A 23,352-nucleotide genomic window follows, 5' to 3' on the forward strand; every position below is an offset into this window, starting at 1 on the left:
TCAGGTAGGAGGCAAGATGGCAACGGCCAGAAAAGCGCCGGTCAGGCGCGCGACCCCGGTCGCCGCGCGTCCGGCAGCCAAGCGCGTGCCGCCGGTGAAGACGGACGCAACGCGCGCCGTGCCGAACGGTGCGCTCAACGGTCATGCGCAGCCCGCGGCCGCGCAGCCGGCCGCCGACGCGGCCCGCAAGGCCCGTGCGTCCGAAGCGGACGGCGAGGAGGTCGTCGTGCGTCCTGCTTACTGGGACAAGGCATGCGCCGACCTCGTCAAGCGCGACCGGATCCTGAAGAAACTGATTCCGAAGTTCGGTCCCGCGCATCTCGTGAAGCGCGGCGATCCGTTCGTCACGCTTGCGCGCTCGGTCGTCGGCCAGCAGATTTCGGTGCCGTCGGCGCAGTCGCTGTGGGCGCGCATCGGGGACGCCTGTCCGAAACTCGCGCCGCAACCGGTGATCCGGCTCGGCGCGGACAAGCTGATCGCGTGCGGGCTGTCGAAGCGCAAGACGGAATACATCCTCGATCTCGCGCAGCATTTCGTGTCGGGCGCGCTGCACGTCGACAAATGGACGTCGATGGACGACGAGGACGTGATCGCGGAACTCACGCAGATCCGCGGCATCAGCCGCTGGACGGCCGAGATGTTCCTGATCTTCAACCTGTCGCGGCCGGATGTCCTGCCGCTCGACGACCCGGGCCTGATCCGCGCGATCAGCGTCAATTACTTCAGCGGGGAACCCGTCACGCGCAGCGAGGCGCGTGAAGTCGCGGCCAACTGGGAACCGTGGCGCACCGTCGCGACCTGGTACATGTGGCGCAGCCTCGATGCGCCCGACGCCGACGCCTGAGCGGCGGCTATCGGGTTTTAAACATCAATAGTTGAGAGCCGGTTTTGAGCGTCGCCCGCGCGGGTAGAATACGCGCTGCCGCAAGACCCAAGGATTCGAACACATGAAGACCACGTTTCTGGATTTCGAACAGCCGATCGCCGAACTCGAGGCCAAGATCGAAGAGCTGCGATTCGTGCAGGACGACTCGGCTGTCGACATTTCGGAAGAAATCGAGCGGCTGTCGAAGAAAAGCCAGCAACTGACGAAAGACCTCTACGCGAACCTGTCGCCGTGGCAGGTTTCGCAGATCGCGCGGCATCCGCAGCGCCCGTACACGCTCGATTACGTTGCGGAACTGTTTACCGATTTTCACGAGCTGCACGGCGACCGCGCATTCGCGGACGACCTGTCGATCGTCGGTGGTCTCGCGCGCTTCGGCGGCCATCCGTGCATGGTGATCGGTCACCAGAAGGGCCGCGACACGAAGGAGCGCGCCGCGCGCAACTTCGGGATGCCGCGTCCGGAAGGTTATCGCAAGGCCGAGCGCCTGATGCGTCTCGCCGAGAAGTTCGGGCTGCCGATCTTCACGTTCGTCGACACGCCGGGCGCGTACCCGGGCATCGGCGCGGAAGAGCGCGGCCAGTCGGAGGCAATCGGCCGCAACCTGTACGTGATGGCCGAGCTGAAGACGCCGATCATCACGACCGTGATCGGCGAGGGCGGTTCGGGCGGCGCGCTCGCGATCGCCGTGGCCGACACCGTGATGATGCTGCAGTTCTCGACCTACTCGGTGATCTCGCCGGAAGGCTGCGCGTCGATCCTGTGGAAGAGCGCAGCGAAGGCGCCGGAAGCCGCGGAAGCGCTCGGCCTGACCGCGCACCGCCTGAAGGCGCTCGGCCTGATCGACAAGATCATCAACGAGCCGCTCGGCGGCGCGCATCGCGATCCGAAGGGCATGGCTGCGCTGCTGCGCCGCGCGCTCGCCGATTCGCTGCGCCAGTTCCAGGGCATGAGCATCGATGCGCTGCGCGAGCGCCGCTTCGAGCGCCTGATGGCCTACGGCAAGTTCAAGGAAACCACGCCGGGCGCATGACCGCCCGCGTGTTCAATACGCGCGCCGCTGCGCGCGCGTTCCTCTCGTGATCCCACCGACCGAATTCTCCGCCGACCGCGTCGTCCTCGACGCGGTCGGCGTTGCGCTTTCCGGCATGCCGCCCGATGCGCGCATCGCGATCGCGTACAGCGGCGGCCTCGACTCGACGGTGTTGCTCGATGCGGCCGTGCGCGTCGCGGGCGCGTCGCGCTGCGTCGCGCTGCACGTGCATCACGGGCTGAGTGCGAACGCCGACGCCTGGGTTGCGCATGCCGAGGCGAGCGCGGCCGGGCTCGGCGTCGCGTTCGAATCGATGTGCGTCGACGTGCCGCGCGACAGCGGCCTCGGTGTCGAGGCGACGGCGCGCGAGCGGCGCTATGCGGCGCTCGACGAGATGTGCGAACGCCACGGCGCGGCCGCGCTGTGGCTCGCGCAGCATGCGGACGACCAGGCCGAGACCGTGTTGCTGCAGTTGTTGCGCGGCGCGGGGATCGCGGGGCTTGCCGCGATGGCGCCGCGTTACCGCCCCGACGGCGTGAGCGTCGAGCGCGTGCGCCCGCTGCTGCGATTGCTGCGCGCGCAACTCGAGCGTTATGCGGCGCAGCGCGCGCTCGAATGGATCGACGACGAATCGAACAACGACACGCGTTACGCGCGCAATGCGCTGCGCATCGACGTGCTGCCGGCGCTGGCCGCGCATTTTCCGGGCTTTCGCGACGCGCTGGGCCGCGCGGCCCAGCACGCGGCCGCCGCCCAGCGGTTGCTCGACGATCTGGCTGAACTCGACTTCGCCGTTGCCGCGCGCGATGACGGGCAGGCGCTGTCACGCGATGCACTGGTTGCGTTCGACGATACGCGTGGCGCGAACCTGCTGCGCTTCTGGATGCGCCGGCTCGGTTTGCCGGGCGCGTCGGCCGCGCGGCTCGCCAACATGATGCGGCAGTTGCGTGCCGCACACGATGCCCATGCATTGCGCGTCGATCACGCGGGGCAATGCTTGCGGCTTTATCGCGATGTCGTCTACTGGGAAGCGGGCGACAGCAGCGAGCCGGCCGACGACGGCACCGGCACGCCCCATCCGGACGCATCGCTCGCGTGGGACGGGCAGGAGGTCTGGCACCTGCCGGGATGGCGCGGCACGTTCGTGTTCGCGCCGGCCGACGCGGCAAGCCCCGATGCGGTGCCGGAGGCGCTGCTGCGCGGCGCGCGGCTCGTGGCGCGCGCCCGAGCGGGCGGCGAGCGGATGCGCACGTCGCCGGGCGGGCCGGGCCGCACGCTGAAGAACCTGTTCCAGGAGCGCGGCGTGCCGGCCTGGCAGCGCGACGTGCCGCTCTTGTTCGTGGGCGAGCGACTGATCTACGTGCCGCGGCTCGGCGTCAATCGCGATGTCGGCGCGTCCGGCAGCGAGGCGGCCGGCGACGGCGCCTGGCGCCGGATCGAATGGCGTCCCGACCTGCTGATCGCGTAACGGCGGGCAGGCTTCCGGCGGCGCGATGGCGCGCGCATTTTCACCATTTGGTAAACAGCGCCGGAACGGCTCCGGACGCGGCGAGCGGCTTGTCAAGCGGGCCTCTATCGGGTACGCTCGGTCGTTTGCTCGGCTCGATTTTTGAGCGATTTGTGCAGGTTTTCCGCGTGACGTACCCGGTTTGCGCGGCCTGATCGGCCTTCCGGGCAAAATCCGTCACGCTTGCGTGTTGCGTCCCAGCCGTCCCCCTCGTCGTCCGTCCACAGCCACAAGCCGCGTGACCGAACGGCTACGCGGCCTGCCCAGCGCGCCCGTGCGGTTTCTCCTCCAGTTCAGAACGACAATGGCACTCATCGTACACAAATACGGCGGCACTTCGATGGGCTCGGTCGAGCGCATCAAGAACGTCGCGAAACGCGTCGCAAAATGGCATCAGGCCGGGCACCAGATGGTGGTCGTGCCTTCGGCGATGTCCGGCGAAACCAACCGTCTGCTCGGTCTTGCGAAAGAGATTTCGAGCCAGCCGAGCCCGCGCGAGCTCGACATGATCGCGTCGACCGGCGAGCAGGTCAGCGTCGGCCTGCTGTCGATCGCGCTGCAGGAAATCGGCGTCGAGGCCGTGAGCTACGCGGGTTGGCAAGTGCCGATCAAGACGGACAGCGCGTTCACGAAAGCGCGCATTCACTCGATCGATGACGAGCGCGTGAAGGCCGACCTGAATGCAGGCAAGGTCGTGATCATCACGGGCTTCCAGGGCGTCGATCCGGACGGCCACATCACGACGCTGGGCCGTGGCGGCTCGGATACGTCGGCGGTGGCGGTCGCGGCTGCGCTGGGTGCCGAAGAGTGCCTGATTTACACGGACGTCGACGGCGTCTACACGACCGACCCGCGCGTCGTCGAAGAGGCGCGACGCCTCGATCGCGTGACGTTCGAGGAAATGCTGGAAATGGCCAGCCTCGGCTCGAAGGTCCTGCAGATCCGCTCGGTCGAATTCGCCGGCAAATACCAGGTGAAGACGCGTGTGCTGTCGAGCCTGACCGATCCGCTGATTGCGCTCGACGAAGAAATGCGCTCGGGCACCCTGATTACTTTTGAAGAAGACGAGACCATGGAAAAGGCAGTCATTTCCGGCATCGCGTTCCAGCGCGACGAAGCACGCATTGCGGTGATGGGCGTGCCCGACAAGCCGGGCATCGCGTATCAGATCCTCGGCCCGGTCGCGGATGCGAACGTCGACGTCGACATGATCATCCAGAACCAGAGCGTCCAGGGCAAGACCGACTTCACGTTCACGGTCGGCCGCGGCGACTACCAGAAGGCGATGGACATCCTCACCAACCAGGTGAAGGGCCACGTGAACGCCGAGCAGGTGCAGGGCGATCCGAAGGTGTCGAAGGTGTCGGTGGTCGGCGTCGGCATGCGTTCGCACGTGGGCGTCGCGAGCAAGATGTTCCGCACGCTGTCGGAAGAGGGCATCAACATCCAGATGATCTCGACGTCCGAAATCAAGATTTCGGTGCTGATCGACGAGAAATACATGGAGCTGGCCGTCCGCGCGCTGCACAAGGCATTCGAACTCGACCAGGCATCGTGAATTTTTCGTGATGCATTGAAGAAAATGCATCACGGAAATTGACGAGCGGTTCGAAACCCTATATTATTTCGTTCTCGTCGCACTGCCTCCCTGGTGCGAGCGAAAGTTTGGGAGACGTGGCCGAGAGGTCGAAGGCACTCCCCTGCTAAGGGAGCATCTGGGCCAAAACCTGGATCGAGGGTTCGAATCCCTCCGTCTCCGCCAAAAGCGGTGACAAAGCCCCGCAAGTTCTCGGACTTGCGGGGCTTTTTCTTTTCCAGTCCGTCGGGCGCCCGACGCGCGATGCGGCTGGATCTCGTCCGCCGGCCGATGTGGGCGTGGTGCTCAATGTCCAATGAGTGCTCGGGTCGAGCGGTGATCGTGCGCGATAGGGCGCGTATCGTCCGGCGCGACTCGAGGTGATGCTCCTGGCGAGCCTGCGTGCCGTTCCGGCTGTCTTCTCTCATCGATTCATCGTTTTGTCGGCGACCGCGCGCGTTCCGCACGGCGGCACGCGACTACCGGCACGCGATGGCCGACGGCATACGCGTGTATTGCGAGTGCCCGCAGATCCTCCGCGGAGGAGTCCACGCGATCGTCGCGCCTCTCGTCGCGATGAAGCAGGGCGGCATTGCTGCTCGTGATCGATCCGTTCTCCGTAGCGCGTGACCCGCCCGCGTTGCGGGATGTCGTGCATGGCCGCGAGAGTGTGGAGAGGGGGCGGCGCGACCCTTCGCTCGATCCGCGTCGAGCAAGACGGTGTGAAATAAAAATGAAAGGCGTCTTGTAAGAAATCAGGGCTGCGTTTTCCCCGTCTTGTCCGGTGCCAATCAGCTCGTTCCGACCCTCCGAAATGGCAGGCGGATATCAAAAATGCGGCGCTGCGTCGATTTCTGCAATCTTCCTGATCAAGTAATACAAAAAATTACTCATAAAAATCATAAAGATAAAGTGGGTTGTGGAAATCAATGCTCTGCTGCGCTGCAGAAAATAATCAATCACCTTATGCTGGTTAACCCGATCGCGTTTGAGCGGCATCAAGCTTTCCGGTGATGCCGCTTTACATTTTGCCAACATTGGCGATTCACGAAATCTTTCTGTCGATTTGATTTCGTTCCTTTCGTCTCGCCTGTCCCCGATGCAGTGCGCGACTTCATCAAGGCCCTGTTGACATGCATGATTTTCCCTTCCTGAGCCTGGCCATCTGGGCTCCGATCCTGTTCGGCGCGTGCCTGCTGCGTGCCGGTTCCGACCATCATCCACGTCGAACGAGGCTGATCGCGCTCGTCGGCGCGCTGGTGGGGCTTGCGGCCGTCGTTCCGCTGGTCGCCGGTTTCGATGCGCACTCGGCCGCGATGCAGTTCGTCGAGAGCCGCAACTGGCTGGCGGCATTCAATTCCGGATGGCGGGTCGGCATCGACGGCGCGTCGCTGTGGCTCGTCGTGCTGACCGCGTTCACGACGCTCGTGGTGGTCGTGGCGTCGTGGGAGTCGGTCACGGTGCGCGTCGCGCAGTACTACGCATCGTTCCTGATCCTGTCGGGGCTGATGGTCGGCGTGTTCGTCGCACAGGACGGCCTGCTGTTCTTCATCTTCTTCGAGGCGACGCTGATCCCGCTTTACCTGCTGATCGGCACATGGGGACGCGAGCGCCGCGTGTACGCGGCCGTGAAGTTCTTCTTCATCTCGTTCGCCGGCTCGCTGTTGCTGCTGATGGCGATGCTGTACCTGTACGCGCAGTCGCACACGTTCGACATGGCCGTGTGGCGCACGCTGCAGCTCGGCTTCGCGCCGCAGTTGCTGGTGTTCCTCGGCTTCTTCGCCGCCTTCGCGGTCAAGGTGCCGATGTGGCCGGTCCACACGTGGCTGAGCGACGTCTATACCGACGGCCCGACCGGCGCGGCGCTGATGCTCGCGATGCTCAAGCTCGGCGGCTACGGGTTCCTGCGCTTCGCGCTGCCGGTGACACCCGACGCGAGCCACTTCTTCGCGCCGGCCGTGATCGCGCTGTCGCTGTTCGCGATCGTCTATGCGAGCCTGATCGCGCTCGCCCAGACCGATCTCGGCAAGCTGCTCGCGTATTCGACGGTCGCGCACATGGGGATCGTCACGCTCGGGCTGTTCCTGTTCAACCGGATCGGCGTCGAAGGCGCGATCGTGCAGCTCGTGTCGTACGGCTTCGTCGCGGGCGCGATGTTGTTGTGCGTGAACGTGCTCGTCGACCGCACGAAGCAGCGCGAGATTGCCGCGTACGGCGGCGTCGCGGGCGTGATGCCGCGTTTCGCGACCTTCACGGTGCTGTTCGCGATGGCCAACGTCGGCTTGCCGGGCACGTCGGGCTTCGTCGGCGAGTTCATGGTCATCATGGGCGCGATCCGCTTCAACTTCTGGATCGGCGCGATCGCGGCTCTGACGCTGATCCTCAGTGCGTCGTACACGCTGTGGATGCTCAAGCGCGTCGTGTTCGGCAAGGTCGCGAGCCAGCGGATCGCGAAGCTCGCCGACCTGAACCGTCGCGAGATCGTGATGTTCGCGTCGCTCGCACTGGTCGTGCTGGCGGTCGGCGTCGATCCGAAGCCGTTCACCGACGCGATCGATCCGACTGTCGGAAGGCTGATCCAAGACGCGAGCCATTCGAAGCTGCCGGCAGGGGACAGCCCTGCGCAGCCGCAGCCGTCGTACATGGCATCGACGCGCGGCTGATCGCGGCACGTCGCGCGAGCGGGGCTCATCGCACGGCGGTACAGCCGTTGCGTACACATCGATCTCGGTCCGGCGCAGGTAGCGCCGGGCCCGCTTGCGGCTGCGTGAAATTGCCCCGCGACAATGTGTCTCACAACAGATTCTGCAATGATGATTTTCCGCATTAGCTGGTTCTTCATCGCACTCGCGCGACGTATGATTCGGCCACTTTCGTGGATCGAATGCGCATCGGGCATACGCAAACGGATTCAATGACCCTCGGGCGGTGTGATGAAAAGAAGAGCTTCAAAAGGCGGGGTGGCGCTGATGTCGATCGGCGCGGCCCTGAGCCTGTCAGGATGTAATTTAGATGTACTAAATCCGAAAGGAAGCGTGGGTGCTGCCGAAAAGGCGCTGATCGCGACGTCCACCTGGGCGATGCTGGTCGTCGTCGTGCCGGTGATCCTGCTCACGCTGTGGTTCGCGTGGCGTTACCGCGCATCGAACCGCAGCGCCACCTACGCGCCGAACTGGTCGCACTCGACCGCGATCGAGGTCGTGATCTGGACGGTGCCGACGCTGATCATCCTGTTCCTCGGCGTGCTCACGTGGAAGACCACGCACGAGCTCGACCCGTACAAGCCGCTCGAGTCGTCGGTGAAGCCGATCGACGTCGAGGTCGTCGCGCTCGACTGGAAGTGGCTGTTCATCTATCCGGAACTCGGCATCGCGTCGGTGAACCAGCTCGCGATTCCGGTCGGCACGCCGGTGAACTTCCGCATCACGTCGGATTCGGTGATGAACTCGTTCTTTATCCCGCAGCTCGGCGGCCAGGTCTATGCGATGGCCGGCATGCAGACGCGCCTGCACCTGATCGCCGACGAGCCCGGCAACTACGCGGGCACGTCCGCCAACTTCAGCGGCCGCGGCTTCTCCGACATGAAGTTCCGCACGCTCGCCGAGCCGCGCGAACAGTTCGATGCATGGGTGCAGAAGGTGAAGGCCTCGCCCGACCGTCTCGACGCGACCGTCTACGGTACCGTCGCCCAGCCGAGCGAGAAGGCGCCGGTGCGCTACTTCTCGTCGGTCGATCCGCGGCTCTTCCACAACATCATCGCGAAATACAACGATGGCCACGTCCTCGACCTGAAGGACGCCGCCTGCGGCACGAAGGGGTAACGCATGTTCGGCAAACTCACACTCTCGGCGATCCCGTTCGATCAGCCCATCATCATGGGGGCAGGCGCCTTCATGGGGCTGGTCGTGCTGGGCATTCTCGCCGCGCTGACGATCACCGGCCGGTGGAAATGGCTGTGGACGGAATGGCTGACCACGGTCGACCACAAGAGACTCGGCGTGATGTACATCATCGTCGCGCTGATCATGCTGCTGCGCGGTTTCGCCGACGCGATCATGATGCGCATGCAGCTCGCGCTCTCGTACAACGGGCCCGGCTACCTGCCGCCGCACCACTATGACCAGGTCTTCACGGCACACGGCGTGATCATGATCTTCTTCATGGCGATGGTGTTCATGGTCGGCCTGATGAACCTGGTCGTGCCGCTGCAGATCGGCGCGCGCGACGTCGCATTCCCGTTCATCAACTCGCTCTCCTTCTGGATGACGGCCGTCAGTGCGATCCTGATCAACGTGTCGCTCGTGATCGGCGAATTCGCGCAGACGGGCTGGCTCGCGTATCCGCCGCTGTCGGAGCTGCAGTTCAGTCCGGGGGTAGGGGTCGACTACTACCTGTGGGCGCTGCAGATATCGGGCGTCGGCACGCTGCTGACCGGCGTGAACTTCTTCGTGACGATCATCAAGATGCGCGCGCCGGGCATGACGCTGATGAAGATGCCGGTGTTCACGTGGACCGCGCTCTGCACGAACGTGCTGATCATGGCGTCGTTCCCGATCCTGACCGCGACGCTCGCGCTGCTCGGCCTCGACCGTTACCTCGGCATGCACTTCTTCACGAACGAAGCCGGCGGCAACGCGATGCTGTACCTGAACCTGATCTGGGCGTGGGGCCATCCGGAGGTGTACATCCTGATCCTGCCGGCGTTCGGGATCTTCTCGGAAGTCATCGCGACGTTCGCGAAGAAGCCGCTGTTCGGCTACAAGACGATGGTGTACGCGACCTGCGCGATCATGGTGCTGTCGTTCCTCGTGTGGCTGCACCACTTCTTCACGATGGGCTCGGGTGCGAACGTGAACGCGTTCTTCGGCATCATGACGATGATCATCGCGATTCCGACCGGCGTGAAGGTGTTCAACTGGCTGTTCACGATGTATCGCGGCCGGATCGAATTCACGACGCCTGTGCTGTGGACGATCGGCTTCATGGTCACGTTCACGATCGGCGGCATGACCGGCGTGATGATGGCGATTCCGGGTGCGGACTTCGTGCTGCACAACAGCCTGTTCCTGATCGCGCACTTCCACAACGTGATCATCGGCGGCGTGCTGTTCGGTTATCTCGCGGGCTTCAACTACTGGTTCCCGAAGGCGTTCGGCTTCAAGCTGAACGAGAAGCTGGGCAAGGCTGCGTTCTGGTTCTGGCAGGTCGGCTTCTACGTCGCGTTCGTGCCGCTCTACGTGCTCGGCTTCATGGGCATGACGCGCCGGCTCAACCACTACGACAACCCGGCCTGGCATCCGTGGCTGCTGGTCGCCGCATTCGGCGCCGTGCTGATCGCGGTCGGCATTGCGTGCCAGTTGCTGCAACTGGTGGTCAGCATCCGCAACCGCAACCTGCCGGCATACCGAGACACGACGGGCGATCCGTGGGGCGGCCGCACGCTGGAGTGGGCGACTTCGTCGCCGCCAGCCGACTACAACTTCGCGGTGATCCCGCAGGTGCGCACGCTCGACGCGTATGCGGACATGAAGGCGCGCGGCGAAGGTCGGCCGAACCCGGCGTCGTTCCGCGACATCCACATGCCGTCGAATACCTGCGCGGGCCTCGTGGTCGCGATCTTCAGCCTTGTGCTCGGCTTCGCGCTGGTGTGGCACATCTGGTGGATGGCGATCGGCGGGCTCGTCGGGATCGTCGCGACACTCGTGATCTACAGCTCGCGCGATAACGACGGTTATTACATCCCTGCGTCGACGGTGCGCAAGACCGAAGACAAGCAGCCGACGCAGCGCGTGGCCGCGCGCGTCGACGACGTGGAACTGGAGGCCAACTGATGTTGCAGAAAACCTTGAGCGCGACCCTGCTCGAGCACGACGACCATCCGCCGTCGCATTCAGTGTTCGGGTTCTGGCTGTACCTGATGACCGACTGCGTGATCTTTGCCGCGCTGTTCGCGACGTTCGCGGTGCTTGGCCAGCAGTATGCGGGCGGCCCGACCGCGAAAGACCTGTTCGACATTCCGGGCGTCGCGGTGGAAACCGCCGCGCTGCTGCTGTCGAGCATCACGTACGGTTTCGCGATGCTCGCCGCGTACAAGCAGCGGCGTGGCGCGCTGCTCGCGTGGCTCGCGGTGACGTTCGTGCTCGGCGCGGCGTTTCTCGTGATGGAACTGCGCGAGTTCTCGCACCTGATCGCGGAAGGCGCGGGCCCGCAACGCAGCGCGTTCCTGTCGGCGTTCTTCACGCTGGTCGGCACGCACGGGCTGCACGTGACGGCCGGGCTGCTGTGGATGATCGTGCTCGCCGGGCAGATCGTGTTTCGCGGCGGCGACCTGACCGATCGCGACCTGCGACGCCTGACGTGCCTGAGCCTCTTCTGGCACTTCCTCGACATCGTGTGGATCTGCGTGTTTTCCTTTGTCTATCTCGCGAGCGTGATCTAAATGGCCCATTCGCATTCGTCTCAACTCGAAGAAGGGCACGGCAGTGTCGGCGGTTATGTCGCCGGCTTCATCCTGTCGGTGCTGCTCACGGCCGCGTCGTTCGGCCTCGTGATGGGCGGCGTGCTGTCGCCGCACGCGTCGCTGATCGCGCTTGCCGTGCTCGCGTTCGTGCAGATCGTCGTGCACCTCGTGTACTTCCTGCACATGAACGGCTCGTCGGGCCAGCGCTGGAACGTGATGGCGTTCAGCTACACGGTGCTGACCGCGGCGATCCTGATCGTCGGCACGCTGTGGGTGATGCACAACGTCAGCATGAACATGATGTCGCGCTGAGCGGCATCGCGGCGCGATGCGTCGACCGGAGAAGCGGCACGAAGGTGCCGCTTTTTTTTCGTCCGCGAGAAGGGCGCCGCGGCCCGCCAGGGCGGTATCGGGGGGGCGTCGACTGTGTGATTCGGCGCGCGCATGGCCGGTGCGAACGCCGATCGGCGAAGGCGGAAGGGAGCCTGGACGCCTCCGTCGGGCCGTCGATTGTTACAAGACGTTAGCGCAAGCTTGCCGTTGCGATGCCGCGCATCAGTTCTTACAAACTTGAAATATGCGGGGGCAACGCTTGCCGTTATAGTCGAATCACACATCCAACAACCCCCAAAGAGGAATCCATGAAGACCTTGCGTATTGCCTCGCTCTTGACCGGTATGACGGCCTTGCTCGTGTCGGGCGCAGCAATGGCGGGAGTCAATGTCGGGATCAATCTCGGCGTTCCGGCACCGGTCTACGTCGCGCCCGCACCTGTGTATGCGCCGCCGCCTCCGCCGCCGGTCGTCTATCAGCCTGCGCCGGTCTATGCGCCGGCACCCGTCTATGCACCGGCGCCGACTATCGTGATCGGCTGGCATGGCGACCGCTACTGGGACGGCCGTCGCTACTGGGGCCGCGACGAGTGGTACCGCCGTCATGGCGGCCGCCCCGGCTGGGATCGCGGTCACGGCCATTGGGACAACGGTCGCCACAACGGCTGGCGTTGATCGACAGGGCGCACGCGTGATGTGCGCGCAACGTCCGCCGATGAAGAAACCGCCTGCATGGCGGTTTTCTTTTGGCCCGACGGATTGAATGGGTAGAATCGTCCCTCGTTACTACCCTCATTCGACCGACAGGGCCTCTATGACGAAGGGTTCGCCCCGGGCCGCCGGGCGTGTCCGCCGTGCCGTACGGGTTGCCGGCCGCACGGCCGCGGTATTCGTGTTGCAGGCGGCGCTGGCCGCGACCGCCGCGCACGCGGCCTACGCCATTGCGCAGTACGGCGAGCCGAAGTATCCGCCGGGCTTCAGGCATTTCGACTACGTCAACCCCGACGCGCCGAAGGGCGGCACGCTCGTGCTCGCGAACCCCAACCGGCTGACCTCGTTCGACAAGTTCAACCCGTTTACGATGCGCGGCAATCCCGCGCCGGGCATCGACATGCTGTTCGAGAGCCTCGCGACCGGCAGCTCGGACGAGCCGGCGTCGGCGTACGGGCTGCTCGCCGACGACATCGACATCGCACCGGATCGCCGTTCGGTCACGTTCCACCTGAATCCGCGCGCGCGCTTTTCCAATGGCGACCCGGTCACGGCCGACGACGTCAAGTTCTCGTTCGACACACTGAAGAGCAAGCTGGCCGCGCCGCAGTTCGGCGCGTATTTCGCGGAAATCACGAAGGCCGTGGTGGTTGATCCTGCCACCGTGCGTTTCGAGTTCCGCAGCGCGAATCGTGAACTGCCGCTGATCGCCGGCGGCGTGCCGGTGTTTTCGCGCAAGTGGGGATTGCGCGCGGACGGCTCGCGCATCCCGTTCGACCAGCTCGCGTTCGAGCAACCGATCGGCAGCGGCCCGTACCTGATCGAGCGCTACGACAACGGCCGGACGATCACTTACCGGCGCAACCCGGCGTACTGGGGTACCGACCTGCCGGTGCGGGTGGGCACCAACAACTTCGAACGGATCGTCTACAAGCTGTACGGCGATGGCGTTGCGCGGCTCGAAGCGTTCAAGGCGGGCGAATACGATGTGCTCGTCGAGTACATCGCGCGCAACTGGACACGCCGCGATGTCGGCAAGCGTTTCGACAGCGGCGAGCTCGTCAAGCGCGAATTCCGCCAGCACAACGGCGCCGGCATGCAGGGCTTCTTCATGAACCTGCGCCGGCCGCTGTTTCGCGACGTGCGCGTGCGCCAGGCGCTCGACCTTGCGTTCGACTTCGAATGGCTGAACCGCCAGCTGTTCTACAGCGCCTACACGCGTCTGGACAGCTACTTCGCCGACACCGACCTGCAGGCGACCGGCACGCCCGGCCCCGGCGAGCTGAAGTTGCTGGAGCCGCTGCGCGCGCAGCTCGACCCGGCCGTGTTCGGGCCGATGGTCACTCAGCCGGATACGAATCCGCCGGGCTCGCTGCGCGCGAACCTGCTGAAGGCGCGCACGCTGCTCGCGCAGGCCGGCTGGACCTATCGCGACGGCGCGCTGCGCAATGCGAAAGGCGAGCCGTTCACGTTCGAGATCCTCGACGATTCGGGCGCCGCGATGGAAGGTGTCGTGACGGCCTATCAGCGCAATCTGGCGAAGCTCGGCATCGATGCACGCTTTCGCACGGCCGATTTCGCGCTGCTGCAAAAGCGCCTCGACGCGTTCGACTACGACATGACGACGATCCGCCTGCCGGGCGTGCAGGTGCCGGGGGCCGAGCAATACTCGCGTTACGCCAGCAAGTTCGCCGACGAGCCGGGCTCCGACAACTTCATCGGGCTGAAGTCACCGGCCGTCGACGCGCTGCTGCACGCACTCGGCACCGCGCAGTCGCGCGACGAATTGCTCGATGCGACACACGCGCTCGACCGCGTGCTGATGCATGGCTACTACGCGGTCCCGCAGTGGTACAGCACGACGCACCGGATCGCGTACAAGCGCACGCTCGGCTACCCGCAGACGCTGCCGCTGTACTATTCGGCCGAGGGCTGGGTCGTGTCGACCTGGTGGGCGAAGCCCGATCACTGAGCCACGCCGCCCTACGTCCAACCCTGCCTACCGATCGCGAGTCGACGCCCATGTGGAGCTACATCCTCAAACGCCTGCTGCTGATGATCCCGACGCTCGTCGGCGTGCTGACGCTCACGTTCGCGGTGATCCAGTTCGTACCGGGCGGCCCCGTCGAACAGGCCGTGCAGGAATTGCGCAAGGGCGCGACGGAGCAGGGTGCGGTGCCGTTCGGGATGCGCGCGCACACCGGCGTGGACGCACAGCAGCTCGCGCAGCTGAAGGCGCTGTACGGTTTCGACAAACCGCCGCTCGAACGCTACTGGCTGATGCTGAAGCGCTTCGCGCGCTTCGATCTCGGCGAAAGTTACTTCCGCCACCAGAGCGTGTGGTCGCTGGTCGTGCAGAAGCTGCCCGTGTCGATCAGCATCGGGCTGTGGACGTTCTTCCTCACGTACCTGATCTCGGTGCCGCTGGGCATCGCGAAGGCCGTGCGCAACGGTTCGCCGTTCGACGTCGCGACGAGCCTCGTCGTGCTCGTCGGTTATGCGATTCCGGGCTTCGTGCTCGGCGTGCTGCTGCTCGTGCTGTTCGGCGGCGGCTCGTTCTGGCAGCTTTTCCCGCTGCGCGGGCTCACGTCGGACAACTTCGCCCAGCTGTCGCTCGTCGGCAAGGTGCTCGACTACCTGTGGCACATCGCGCTGCCGATCACGGCGTCGGTCGTCGGCAGCTTCGCGGTCGTCACGATGCTCACGAAGAATGCGTTCCTCGACCAGATCCGCCGGCAATACGTGCTGACCGCGCGCGCGAAGGGGCTCTCCGAGCGCAGCGTGCTGTGGAAGCACGTGTTCCGCAACGCGATGCTGCCGCTGATCGTCGGTTTTCCGGCCGCGTTCATCGGTGCGTTCTTCACGGGCAGCCTGCTGATCGAGACGCTGTTCTCGCTCGACGGCCTCGGGCTGCTGTCGTACGAATCGGTCGTGCGGCGCGACTATCCGGTCGTGCTCGGCACGCTGTACCTGTTCACGCTGATCGGCCTTGCGACCAAGCTGATCTCCGATCTCTGCTATGTGTGGGTCGATCCGCGCATTCAATTCGACACCCTGGAGCGCTGACATGAAACCGTCCGTCTGCATGCCCGGCGTCACCGGGCGAGGTGTGCGATGAACCGGGCCGTCGTGTCGTCCCGCATCGACGCGGCGCGCGCCCGCGTGTCGCCGTCTCCCGCGCGCCGCGTATGGCAGCGCTTCAGGCAGCAGCGCCTCGGCTACTGGAGCTTCGTGATCTTCGTCGTCGCGTTCGCCGCGAGCCTCGCGGCGCCGCTGTGGTCGAACGACAAGCCGCTCGTCGTGCGTTACGACGGCCAGACCTATTTCCCGATGTTCCATGCGTATCCGGAGACGACCTTCGGCGGCGATTTCCCGACGCCGGCCGACTATCTCGATCCGTATGTGCGCAAGCGGCTTGAGGCGCCCGGCAACTTCGTCGTCTACCCGCCGAACCATTATTACTACGACACGCTGAACTACTTCTCGAACGTGCCGAACCCCGCGCCGCCGTCGCGCGCGAACTGGCTCGGCACCGACGCGCAGGGCCGCGACCTGCTCGCCCGGCTCGTGTACGGGTTCCGCGTGTCGGTCGAGTTCGGGCTGATCCTGACCGTGATCGGCACGCTGCTCGGGATCGCCGCGGGCGCCGTGCAGGGCTTCTTCGGCGGGCGTATCGACATCGTCGGGCAGCGCCTGATCGAGATCTGGAGTTCGCTGCCCGAGCTGTACCTGCTGATCATCTTCGCGTCGATCTTCGAGCCGAGTTTCCTGCTGCTGATCGTGCTGCTGTCGCTGTTCGGCTGGATCGGGCTCGCCGACTACGTGCGCGCCGAATTCCTGCGCAACCGCACGCAGGACTACGTGCGCGCGGCGCGCGCGATGGGGCTCACGAACTGGCAGATCATCTGGCGCCATGTGCTGCCGAACAGCCTCACGCCGGTGATCACGTTCCTGCCGTTCCGGATGAGCGGCTCGATCCTCGCGCTCACGAGCCTCGATTTCCTCGGGCTCGGCGTGCCGCCGCCGACCCCGAGCCTCGGCGAACTGCTCGCGCAGGGCAAGGGCAACCTCGACGCATGGTGGATCTCGTTGTCGACCTTCGGCGTGCTGGTCACGACGCTGCTGCTGCTGACCTTCATGGGCGATGCGCTGCGCAACGCACTCGATACGCGGATCGCCGATTCGGTGCGCGCGGCGGGAGGCCAGCGATGAGCGAGGCGGTCGTATCGACGCAGCATGAGCCGCTGCTGGCGCTCGAGCATCTGCATGTGCGCTTCGGCGACACGGTCGCGGTGGATGACGTGACGCTCGAGATCGGTCGCGGCGAGCGCGTCGCGCTGGTCGGCGAATCGGGTTCCGGCAAGAGCGTGACCGCGCTGTCGATCCTGCGGCTGCTGCGCGACGCCGACGTGAGCGGGGCGATCCGCTTCGCGGGGCAGGACCTGGCTGACAAGAGCGAGCGCGAGATGCGCGGGCTGCGCGGCTCGGACATCGCGATGATCTTCCAGGAACCGATGACGGCGCTCAACCCGCTGTATACGATCGGCGTGCAGATCGGCGAGACGATCGTGCTGCACGACGGCGTATCGGCGGTCGAGGCGCGCAAGCGTGCGATCGCTCTGCTTGCGCGCACGGGCATCGCGGAGCCGGAGAAGCGTGTCGACAGCTATCCGCACCAGTTGTCGGGCGGCCAGCGGCAGCGCGCGATGATCGCGATGGCGCTCGCCTGCCGGCCGCGCCTGCTGCTGGCCGACGAGCCGACCACCGCGCTCGACGTGACGATCCGCGCGCAGATCGTCGACCTGCTGCTGGAGCTGCAGCGCGAGGAAGCGGAAAAGCGCGGGATGGCGATCCTGCTGATCACGCACGACCTGAATCTCGTGCGGCACTTCGCGGATCGCGTCGCGGTGATGGAGCACGGCCGGCTCGTCGAGAGCGGGCCGGTCGAGCGGATCTTCGCGGAACCCGAGCATCCGTATACGCAGCGGCTGCTGAACAGCCGGCCGCAACGCGCGGTCGCGCCGGTGATGCCGATCGCGCCCGTCGTGCTCGATGCCCGCCACGTGAGCGTGCAGTTCGCGCGCAAGCGGCCGGGCATCGCGGGCTGGTTCGGCTCGGTACCCGTGACGGCCGTCGCGGATGTGTCGGTGTCGGTGCGGCAGGGCGAGACGCTCGGCATCGTCGGTGAATCGGGATCCGGGAAGTCGACGCTCGCGATGGCGCTGCTCGGCCTGCAAAAGACGGCCGGCGGCACGATCGAATTCCAGGGGCGCGCGCTGTCGACCTATCGCGGCCGCGAACAGACCGCCCTGCGCTCGAACATGCAGGTGGTCTTTCAGGACCCGTTCAGTTCGCTTTCTCCGCGTCACACGATCGAGCGGATCGTCGGCGAGGGGCTCGAACTGCATCGCCCGGACATGACGCCCGATGCGCGTCGCGCGAAGTCGCTCGCGGTGCTGCGCGAAGTCGGCCTCGACCGCACGGTGCTGCACCGTTATCCGCACGAATTCTCGGGCGGGCAGCGCCAGCGGATCGCAATCGCGCGCGCGCTGGTGCTGGAACCGCGCATCCTGATCCTCGACGAGCCGACGTCCGCGCTCGACGTGTCGATCCAGCAGCAGGTGCTCAAGCTGCTCGCGAATTTGCAACAGAAATACAACCTTGGCTATGTATTCATCAGCCACGACCTGGAGGTGATCGGGGCGATGGCGCACCGCGTCGCGGTGATGCAGGGCGGGGCCGTCGTCGAGTCGGGAGAGGTGGCCGACATCTTCAGCAGACCGTCACATCCTTACACACAAAAGCTGTTGAAAGCGGTCTGGAAAGCGTGATAGGCCGCCAATGGTCTGACCATCTCGATTGTATTTATTAATTTGTTTTGACAAACGATTACGCGCTGGCTAGTATCGACCGAAATTTTCCGCCAATCAGCTGATTTTTAAGCACATTCCATCGACCAATGCAGCATCGATCCCTGACCCAGGCATGCGCGCGCACCATCGCCGGGCTGTTCATCGGCGCCCTGTTCGCAGCAGCACCCGGCGCGTTCGCCGACGAAGTCAGCAGTTTTAACCAGAATGTCACCAATTCGACGCAGAACGCGTCGAATTCCTCCCTCCAGCAGACCAGCGCGCAGCCGTCGAGCGGCGGCGCGAAGTCGTTCCTCGCCGGCATGGCCGGCAAGGCGGGCGACGTGGTCGTCGGCGCGCTGAACATGATCGGCGTGCGTTATCGCTGGGGCGGCAACTCGCCGGATTCGGGCCTCGACTGCAGCGGCTTCGTGCGCTACGTGTTCCAGGACACCCTCGGCATGTCGCTGCCGCGTCGAGCGGAAGAGATGAGCCGCGTCGGCGAGAAGGTGAGCATGAGCAACCTCAAGCCGGGCGATCTCGTGTTCTTCAACACGATGCGCCGCACGTTCTCGCACGTCGGCATCTACATCGGCGACAACAAGTTCGTGCACTCGCCGTCGACGGGCAGCACCATCCGCGTCGACGATCTCGATAGCGGCTACTGGGAAAAGCGTTTCACCGGCGCGCGCCGGCTTGAGTCGGAGTTCCCGATGAAGCCGGAAGATCTGCGTCAGCGCGTGCGCGCGACGATTGGCGACGATTCGGCGAACGGCAACAACTGACGTTCGACGGCCGGTCCGGCCGGATCGAAAAAACCCTGTCACCGAAAGGCGGCAGGGTTTTTTGTTTTGGGGCGATGCAAACGGTGAATGACGGTCGCGCCGTCGTTTGCGGGCCGGCGGCGCGCGCCGGCCTGCGCGTCGTGTGCTTACGCGGCGGCCACGCCGCGCGCTGCCGCGAGCTTGCGCTGCAGTTCCGGCATGATGCGCGCGACGGCTTCCTCGCCTGCAAGAATGGCCGCGTTGCGCTGGTTGAAGTCGCTGCCGCCCATGGCCGCGAGGTTCGGGCGGATCACGACGTCGGCGTACTTTTCGAGCTCGTAGGTCTTGATCGTCTGGCCCATGATCGTGAAGGTCTGCAGCAGCATCTCGATCGGGTTGTTGGTTGCCGCGCCGTCCGGCCGGGCCGAGATGTCGACCGCGATCACGAAGCTCGCGCCCATCTTGCGCGCGTACGACGCCGGCACGGGGCTCACGAGGCCGCCGTCGACATATTCGCGGTTGCCGATCTTCACCGGTTCGAACACCGACGGCACGCTGCACGACGCACGCACCGCGAGCCCCGTGTTGCCCTGCTGGAACAGGATCGGCTGACCGCTCTGCAGATCGGTCGCGACAATACCGAGCGGCTTCGCCATCTTCTCGATCGGCCGGTTGTTGAGCGTCTTGTTCAGGAAGTTCTGCAGCGCCACGCCCTGCAGCAGCCCGCGCGAACGGAACGGCAGCGCCCAGTCGCTGATCGCCGCCTGATCCATGTCGAGCGCGATCTTGTTGATCTGCAGTGCGCTCATGCCCGACGCATACAGTGCGCCGACCACCGAGCCCGCGCTCGTGCCCGCGACGATTTCGACCGGGATGCCGCGCGCCTCGAGCGCCTTCAGCACGCCGATGTGCGAGAAGCCGCGCGCGGCGCCGCCGCCGAGCGCGATGCCGATCTTCACCGGCTTCTCGCGCGGCTGCGTGGCGCCGGAAGTATTGTCCGAACGGGATTTGTCGCCGAACGACGTGCAGGCGGCGAGGCTGGCGGACGCGGCGGCGATCGTGAAGTGGCGGCGCGACAGGCGAGGGGACGACATCGAATGGTTCTCCGGCGGCTTGGCGGCGGGTCACACGGCCCGCGGCGGCGATAGGTTCCGAGCGGCCGCGCGGCAGGTTCCGTGCGGCCGGCGCCGCGCCGGCTGGCGGCCGCGGCGCGCACATCATAAAGCAAGCGGCGCGCTTGGCGCGATGTCCGGCGCGAGTATAATTCCGGCTTCTTTCCCGTTCCGGGCGCGGCCGGCCCCGTTGCTGTCCGGGCTGCCGCCGTCGATCCCGCGTCGAATCATTCATGCGCCCCAGGCGTTCGAGTTACCGTTTATGACCCGTCCTGTCCGTACCCGCTTCGCGCCGAGTCCCACCGGCTTCATCCACCTCGGCAACATCCGCTCCGCGCTCTATCCGTGGGCGTTCGCCCGCAAGATGAAGGGCACGTTCGTGCTGCGCATCGAGGACACCGACGTCGAGCGCTCGTCGCAGGAAGCGGTCGACGCGATCCTCGAAGGGATGCAATGGCTCGGCCTGGATTTCGACGAAGGCCCGATCTACCAGATGCAGCGGATGGACCGCTATCGCGAGGTGCTCGCGCAGATGCTGGAGAAGGGGCTTGCCTACCCGTGCTACATGTCGGCCGAGGAGCTCGACGCGCTGCGCGAACGCCAGCGCGAGGCAGGCCTGAAGCCGCGCTACGACGGCACGTGGCGTCCGGAGCCCGGCAAGGTGCTGCCGGAGCCGCCGGCCGGCGTGAAGCCGGTGCTGCGTTTCCGCAATCCGCTGACGGGCACGGTCGTGTGGGATGACGCGGTGAAGGGGCGTGTCGAGATTTCGAACGAGGAGCTCGACGACCTCGTGATCGCGCGCCCGGACGGCACGCCGATCTACAACTTCTGCGTGGTGGTGGACGACATGGACATGGGCATCACGCACGTGATCCGTGGCGACGACCACGTGAACAACACGCCGCGCCAGATCAACATCCTGAATGCGCTCGGCGGCGAGGCGCCGGTCTACGCGCACCTGCCGACCGTGCTGAACGAGCAGGGCGAGAAGATGAGCAAGCGGCATGGCGCGATGAGCGTAATGGCGTATCGCGACGCGGGCTTCCTGCCCGAAGCGGTCGTCAACTATCTCGCGCGCCTCGGCTGGTCGCACGGCGATGCCGAGATCTTCTCGCGTGAGCAGTTCGTCGAATGGTTCGATCTCGAGCATCTCGGCAAGTCGCCCGCGCAATACGACCACAGCAAGCTGAGCTGGCTGAACGCGCATTACATCAAGGAAGCCGACAACGCGCGCCTCGCCGAGCTGGCCAAGCCGTTCCTCGCCGCACTCGGCGTCGACGATGCGGCGATCGCCACGGGCCCGGCGCTCGATGCCGTGGTCGGGCTGATGAAGGATCGCGCGACGACGGTCAAGGAGATCGCGGAAGGCGCTGCGATGTTCTACCGCGTGCCGGCACCGGAGGCCGATGCGCTTGCGCAGCACGTGACCGATGCGGTGCGTCCGGCGCTGGCCGATCTCGTCGCTGCGCTGAAAGCGGCCGACTGGACGAAGGAGGCCGTATCCGCCGCGCTGAAGGCGACGCTCGGCACGCACAAGCTGAAGATGCCGCAACTCGCGATGCCGGTGCGCCTGCTGGTGGCGGGGACGACGCACACGCCGTCGATCGACGCGGTGCTCGTCCTGTTCGGTCGCGATGTCGTGGTGTCGCGCATCGAGGCCGCGCTGGCCTGAGATTCGGGGGCGAGCGAAGCCGCCCGTGCGTGACATCGCGGCGGCTTCGCAAAAAATTTCGCTCCAATCGCAAAAAGGGTATTTACAAGTTCAAAGTAGCTCCATATAATCTCATTTCTGTTCTGCAAGGGGGTATAGCTCAGCTGGGAGAGCGCTTGCATGGCATGCAAGAGGTCAGCGGTTCGATCCCGCTTACCTCCACCATCAGAACAAGCTGAATTGATTTGCGAAGCAAGTAGGGTAGTAATAAATGCTTCACAAAATGATTCAAAGCAGTTAGAATTTCGGCCTTCGCTGTTGATTGAAAAGTGAATAGCGAAAGTCAGACAGATCTGAAAAGATTTTGTCCCCTTCGTCTAGAGGCCTAGGACATCACCCTTTCACGGTGAGTACAGGGGTTCGAATCCCCTAGGGGACGCCAGGATTCAGCGGCGTTTCGTAGAAGTGTCGCAAGGCTCGCAGGAACGTAACCGACGTCCTGCGGGTTGGGTAAGAAAGCTGGAGCGGTAGTTCAGTCGGTTAGAATACCGGCCTGTCACGCCGGGGGTCGCGGGTTCGAGTCCCGTCCGCTCCGCCAGAACGAAGCCCGTTCAAGACGTTTTTGAGCGGGCTTTTGTATTAAAGATGTAAGCAGTACGTTGTCCCCTTCGTCTAGAGGCCTAGGACATCACCCTTTCACGGTGAGTACAGGGGTTCGAATCCCCTAGGGGACGCCAGGATTCAGCGGCGTTTCGTAGAAGTGCCGCATCGCTTGCAGGAGCGTGACAAGATCCTGCAGGCGAGGGTAAGAAAAGCTGGAGCGGTAGTTCAGTTGGTTAGAATACCGGCCTGTCACGCCGGGGGTCGCGGGTTCGAGCCCCGTCCGCTCCGCCAGAACGAAGCCCGTTCAAAGAACGTTTTTGAACGGGCTTTTGCATTAAGGATGTAAGCAGTACGTTGTCCCCTTCGTCTAGAGGCCTAGGACATCACCCTTTCACGGTGAGTACAGGGGTTCGAATCCCCTAGGGGACGCCAGATTTCGGCGTCGTTCGAACAAACGATGCGCCGGCAGGAAGCAACCGACGCCTGCTAGGCAAGCAGCAAGACTGGAGCGGTAGTTCAGTCGGTTAGAATACCGGCCTGTCACGCCGGGGGTCGCGGGTTCGAGTCCCGTCCGCTCCGCCAAAAAATGAAGAAGCCCGCCTCGTGCGGGCTTTTTCATTTGTATCGTCGATTGCGCCCGCTGGCGGGTGCGTGACCACGGAGCGGAGGAAGCCGCCTGCGCGGCTTCCGGCGGGACTCGAAGGGATGCGCGTGCACGCGCATCCGCGGCCTGCAGGATGTAGGCGAGTCCCGTCCGCTCCGCCAAAAAATGAAGAAGCCCGCCTCGTGCGGGCTTTTTCATTTCGCGTTTCCCGTTGCGTCCGCAGGCGGCACGTAACCACCGGTCATCACGCGTCGAGCCGCTACG

19 protein-coding genes and 9 tRNA genes are annotated in these 23,352 nt (G+C 64.9%); 24 read left to right on the forward strand and 4 right to left on the reverse strand.

All coding sequences use genetic code 11. The features are described from left to right. The first annotated feature begins 16 nt into the window (after nt 1-16). From FOZ70_RS13535 to FOZ70_RS13555, 5 genes are all read left to right on the forward strand, one after another. On the forward strand, nt 17-844 hold the full coding sequence (locus tag FOZ70_RS13535; protein WP_059493276.1) for a DNA-3-methyladenine glycosylase: 828 nt from the start codon (nt 17-19) through the stop codon (nt 842-844). 103 nt (nt 845-947) lie between these two features. Further along, the gene (locus tag FOZ70_RS13540; RefSeq protein ID WP_006478433.1) at nt 948-1,919 is read left to right on the forward strand and encodes an acetyl-CoA carboxylase carboxyltransferase subunit alpha; all 972 of its coding nucleotides are present in this window, start codon (nt 948-950) and stop codon (nt 1,917-1,919) included. Between the two features lie 46 nt (nt 1,920-1,965). Next, on the forward strand, nt 1,966-3,387 hold the full coding sequence (tilS, locus tag FOZ70_RS13545) for a tRNA lysidine(34) synthetase TilS (protein ID WP_219706080.1): 1,422 nt from the start codon (nt 1,966-1,968) through the stop codon (nt 3,385-3,387). Nucleotides 3,388-3,730: 343 nt separating this feature from the next. Continuing rightward, nucleotides 3,731-4,984, forward strand: coding sequence for an aspartate kinase (locus FOZ70_RS13550; protein WP_027787050.1), 1,254 nt, complete (start codon nt 3,731-3,733; stop codon nt 4,982-4,984). A gap of 110 nt (nt 4,985-5,094) precedes the next feature. After that, nucleotides 5,095-5,188: transfer RNA gene (locus tag FOZ70_RS13555), tRNA-Ser, on the forward strand. A 642-nt stretch (nt 5,189-5,830) separates the two neighbouring features. On the opposite strand, the gene FOZ70_RS13560 is transcribed toward FOZ70_RS13555, so the two are convergent. Further along, a complete protein-coding gene (locus FOZ70_RS13560; protein ID WP_175850625.1) occupies nt 5,831-6,001 on the reverse strand; it encodes a hypothetical protein in 171 nt (56 codons plus the stop codon). A gap of 134 nt (nt 6,002-6,135) precedes the next feature. Between FOZ70_RS13560 and FOZ70_RS13565 the strand changes: the two genes are divergently transcribed. The 6 genes from FOZ70_RS13565 to FOZ70_RS13590 all read left to right on the forward strand — a co-directional run bounded on the left by FOZ70_RS13565 (nt 6,136) and on the right by FOZ70_RS13590 (nt 12,469). After that, nucleotides 6,136-7,665: an NADH-quinone oxidoreductase subunit M gene (locus FOZ70_RS13565; RefSeq protein WP_060127499.1), complete on the forward strand. Its 1,530-nt coding sequence runs from the start codon at nt 6,136-6,138 to the stop codon at nt 7,663-7,665. 270 nt (nt 7,666-7,935) lie between these two features. Then, complete coding sequence (gene cyoA / locus FOZ70_RS13570) at nt 7,936-8,823, forward strand: ubiquinol oxidase subunit II (RefSeq protein ID WP_042977071.1); 888 nt, start codon at nt 7,936-7,938, stop codon at nt 8,821-8,823. 3 nt (nt 8,824-8,826) lie between these two features. Beyond that, complete coding sequence (gene cyoB / locus FOZ70_RS13575) at nt 8,827-10,833, forward strand: cytochrome o ubiquinol oxidase subunit I (RefSeq protein WP_021162481.1); 2,007 nt, start codon at nt 8,827-8,829, stop codon at nt 10,831-10,833. Continuing rightward, nucleotides 10,833-11,441, forward strand: coding sequence for a cytochrome o ubiquinol oxidase subunit III (gene cyoC, locus FOZ70_RS13580; protein WP_021162482.1), 609 nt, complete (start codon nt 10,833-10,835; stop codon nt 11,439-11,441). The genes cyoB and cyoC overlap by 1 nt, the downstream gene beginning before the upstream one ends. After that, nucleotides 11,442-11,774: a cytochrome o ubiquinol oxidase subunit IV gene (gene cyoD, locus FOZ70_RS13585; RefSeq protein WP_011352504.1), complete on the forward strand. Its 333-nt coding sequence runs from the start codon at nt 11,442-11,444 to the stop codon at nt 11,772-11,774. It abuts the gene before it with no gap. Nucleotides 11,775-12,103: 329 nt separating this feature from the next. Further along, nucleotides 12,104-12,469: a hypothetical protein gene (locus tag FOZ70_RS13590; protein WP_021162483.1), complete on the forward strand. Its 366-nt coding sequence runs from the start codon at nt 12,104-12,106 to the stop codon at nt 12,467-12,469. Between the two features lie 315 nt (nt 12,470-12,784). Here the strand turns inward: FOZ70_RS13590 and FOZ70_RS13595 are convergent, their stop codons facing one another. Continuing rightward, the gene (locus FOZ70_RS13595) at nt 12,785-13,273 is read right to left on the reverse strand and encodes a hypothetical protein (RefSeq protein WP_155629119.1); all 489 of its coding nucleotides are present in this window, start codon (nt 13,271-13,273) and stop codon (nt 12,785-12,787) included. 318 nt (nt 13,274-13,591) lie between these two features. After that, nucleotides 13,592-13,718 (reverse strand) — tRNA-Arg (locus FOZ70_RS13600). A 75-nt stretch (nt 13,719-13,793) separates the two neighbouring features. Between FOZ70_RS13600 and FOZ70_RS13605 the strand changes: the two genes are divergently transcribed. The 5 genes from FOZ70_RS13605 (at nt 13,794) to FOZ70_RS13625 (ending at nt 19,139) form a co-directional block, all read left to right on the forward strand. Further along, nucleotides 13,794-14,477 carry an ABC transporter substrate-binding protein gene (locus tag FOZ70_RS13605; protein WP_148712287.1) on the forward strand — a complete coding sequence of 228 codons (684 nt, stop codon included), beginning with the start codon at nt 13,794-13,796 and terminating at the stop codon, nt 14,475-14,477. Between the two features lie 50 nt (nt 14,478-14,527). Next, the gene (locus tag FOZ70_RS13610) at nt 14,528-15,571 is read left to right on the forward strand and encodes an ABC transporter permease subunit (protein WP_059489115.1); all 1,044 of its coding nucleotides are present in this window, start codon (nt 14,528-14,530) and stop codon (nt 15,569-15,571) included. 48 nt (nt 15,572-15,619) lie between these two features. Beyond that, the gene (locus tag FOZ70_RS13615; RefSeq protein ID WP_048020867.1) at nt 15,620-16,717 is read left to right on the forward strand and encodes an ABC transporter permease; all 1,098 of its coding nucleotides are present in this window, start codon (nt 15,620-15,622) and stop codon (nt 16,715-16,717) included. Then, the gene (locus tag FOZ70_RS13620) at nt 16,714-18,336 is read left to right on the forward strand and encodes a dipeptide ABC transporter ATP-binding protein (protein WP_219706082.1); all 1,623 of its coding nucleotides are present in this window, start codon (nt 16,714-16,716) and stop codon (nt 18,334-18,336) included. The genes FOZ70_RS13615 and FOZ70_RS13620 overlap by 4 nt, the downstream gene beginning before the upstream one ends. A gap of 128 nt (nt 18,337-18,464) precedes the next feature. Beyond that, on the forward strand, nt 18,465-19,139 hold the full coding sequence (locus FOZ70_RS13625; RefSeq protein WP_011352498.1) for a C40 family peptidase: 675 nt from the start codon (nt 18,465-18,467) through the stop codon (nt 19,137-19,139). A gap of 146 nt (nt 19,140-19,285) precedes the next feature. On the opposite strand, the gene FOZ70_RS13630 is transcribed toward FOZ70_RS13625, so the two are convergent. Next, nucleotides 19,286-20,212, reverse strand: coding sequence for a patatin-like phospholipase family protein (locus FOZ70_RS13630; protein WP_021162487.1), 927 nt, complete (start codon nt 20,210-20,212; stop codon nt 19,286-19,288). A 280-nt stretch (nt 20,213-20,492) separates the two neighbouring features. On the opposite strand from FOZ70_RS13630, the gene gltX reads away from it, so the two are divergent. The 8 genes from gltX to FOZ70_RS13670 all read left to right on the forward strand — a co-directional run bounded on the left by gltX (nt 20,493) and on the right by FOZ70_RS13670 (nt 23,066). Then, entirely contained in the window at nt 20,493-21,902 is a 1,410-nt protein-coding gene (gltX, locus tag FOZ70_RS13635; protein WP_042977076.1) for a glutamate--tRNA ligase, read from the forward strand. Between the two features lie 128 nt (nt 21,903-22,030). Further along, nucleotides 22,031-22,106 (forward strand) — tRNA-Ala (locus FOZ70_RS13640). Between the two features lie 141 nt (nt 22,107-22,247). Continuing rightward, nucleotides 22,248-22,323 (forward strand) — tRNA-Glu (locus FOZ70_RS13645). A gap of 79 nt (nt 22,324-22,402) precedes the next feature. After that, nucleotides 22,403-22,479 (forward strand) — tRNA-Asp (locus FOZ70_RS13650). Between the two features lie 63 nt (nt 22,480-22,542). After that, nucleotides 22,543-22,618 (forward strand) — tRNA-Glu (locus FOZ70_RS13655). 80 nt (nt 22,619-22,698) lie between these two features. Then, nucleotides 22,699-22,775, forward strand: a tRNA-Asp gene (locus tag FOZ70_RS13660). A gap of 65 nt (nt 22,776-22,840) precedes the next feature. After that, nucleotides 22,841-22,916: transfer RNA gene (locus FOZ70_RS13665), tRNA-Glu, on the forward strand. Between the two features lie 73 nt (nt 22,917-22,989). Further along, nucleotides 22,990-23,066, forward strand: a tRNA-Asp gene (locus FOZ70_RS13670). Nucleotides 23,067-23,352: the final 286 nt, after the last annotated feature.

It is taken from the genome of Burkholderia sp. COPS (genome assembly GCF_019425585.1).
Lineage (GTDB): Bacteria > Pseudomonadota > Gammaproteobacteria > Burkholderiales > Burkholderiaceae > Burkholderia > Burkholderia cepacia.

Coding starts and splice junctions, on each gene's coding strand:
- FOZ70_RS13535 (WP_059493276.1), top strand. CDS start 17: ATGGCAACGGCCAGAAAAGCGCCGGTCAGGCGCGCGACCCCGGTCGCC.
- FOZ70_RS13540 (WP_006478433.1), top strand. CDS start 948: ATGAAGACCACGTTTCTGGATTTCGAACAGCCGATCGCCGAACTCGAG.
- FOZ70_RS13550 (WP_027787050.1), top strand. CDS start 3,731: ATGGCACTCATCGTACACAAATACGGCGGCACTTCGATGGGCTCGGTC.
- FOZ70_RS13560 (WP_175850625.1), bottom strand. CDS start 6,001: ATGCCGCTCAAACGCGATCGGGTTAACCAGCATAAGGTGATTGATTAT.
- FOZ70_RS13565 (WP_060127499.1), top strand. CDS start 6,136: ATGCATGATTTTCCCTTCCTGAGCCTGGCCATCTGGGCTCCGATCCTG.
- cyoA (WP_042977071.1), top strand. CDS start 7,936: ATGAAAAGAAGAGCTTCAAAAGGCGGGGTGGCGCTGATGTCGATCGGC.
- cyoB (WP_021162481.1), top strand. CDS start 8,827: ATGTTCGGCAAACTCACACTCTCGGCGATCCCGTTCGATCAGCCCATC.
- cyoC (WP_021162482.1), top strand. CDS start 10,833: ATGTTGCAGAAAACCTTGAGCGCGACCCTGCTCGAGCACGACGACCAT.
- cyoD (WP_011352504.1), top strand. CDS start 11,442: ATGGCCCATTCGCATTCGTCTCAACTCGAAGAAGGGCACGGCAGTGTC.
- FOZ70_RS13590 (WP_021162483.1), top strand. CDS start 12,104: ATGAAGACCTTGCGTATTGCCTCGCTCTTGACCGGTATGACGGCCTTG.
- FOZ70_RS13595 (WP_155629119.1), bottom strand. CDS start 13,273: ATGCGCGAGCCGTCCGCGCGCAATCCCCACTTGCGCGAAAACACCGGC.
- FOZ70_RS13610 (WP_059489115.1), top strand. CDS start 14,528: ATGTGGAGCTACATCCTCAAACGCCTGCTGCTGATGATCCCGACGCTC.
- FOZ70_RS13615 (WP_048020867.1), top strand. CDS start 15,620: ATGAACCGGGCCGTCGTGTCGTCCCGCATCGACGCGGCGCGCGCCCGC.
- FOZ70_RS13620 (WP_219706082.1), top strand. CDS start 16,714: ATGAGCGAGGCGGTCGTATCGACGCAGCATGAGCCGCTGCTGGCGCTC.
- FOZ70_RS13625 (WP_011352498.1), top strand. CDS start 18,465: ATGCAGCATCGATCCCTGACCCAGGCATGCGCGCGCACCATCGCCGGG.
- FOZ70_RS13630 (WP_021162487.1), bottom strand. CDS start 20,212: ATGTCGTCCCCTCGCCTGTCGCGCCGCCACTTCACGATCGCCGCCGCG.
- gltX (WP_042977076.1), top strand. CDS start 20,493: ATGACCCGTCCTGTCCGTACCCGCTTCGCGCCGAGTCCCACCGGCTTC.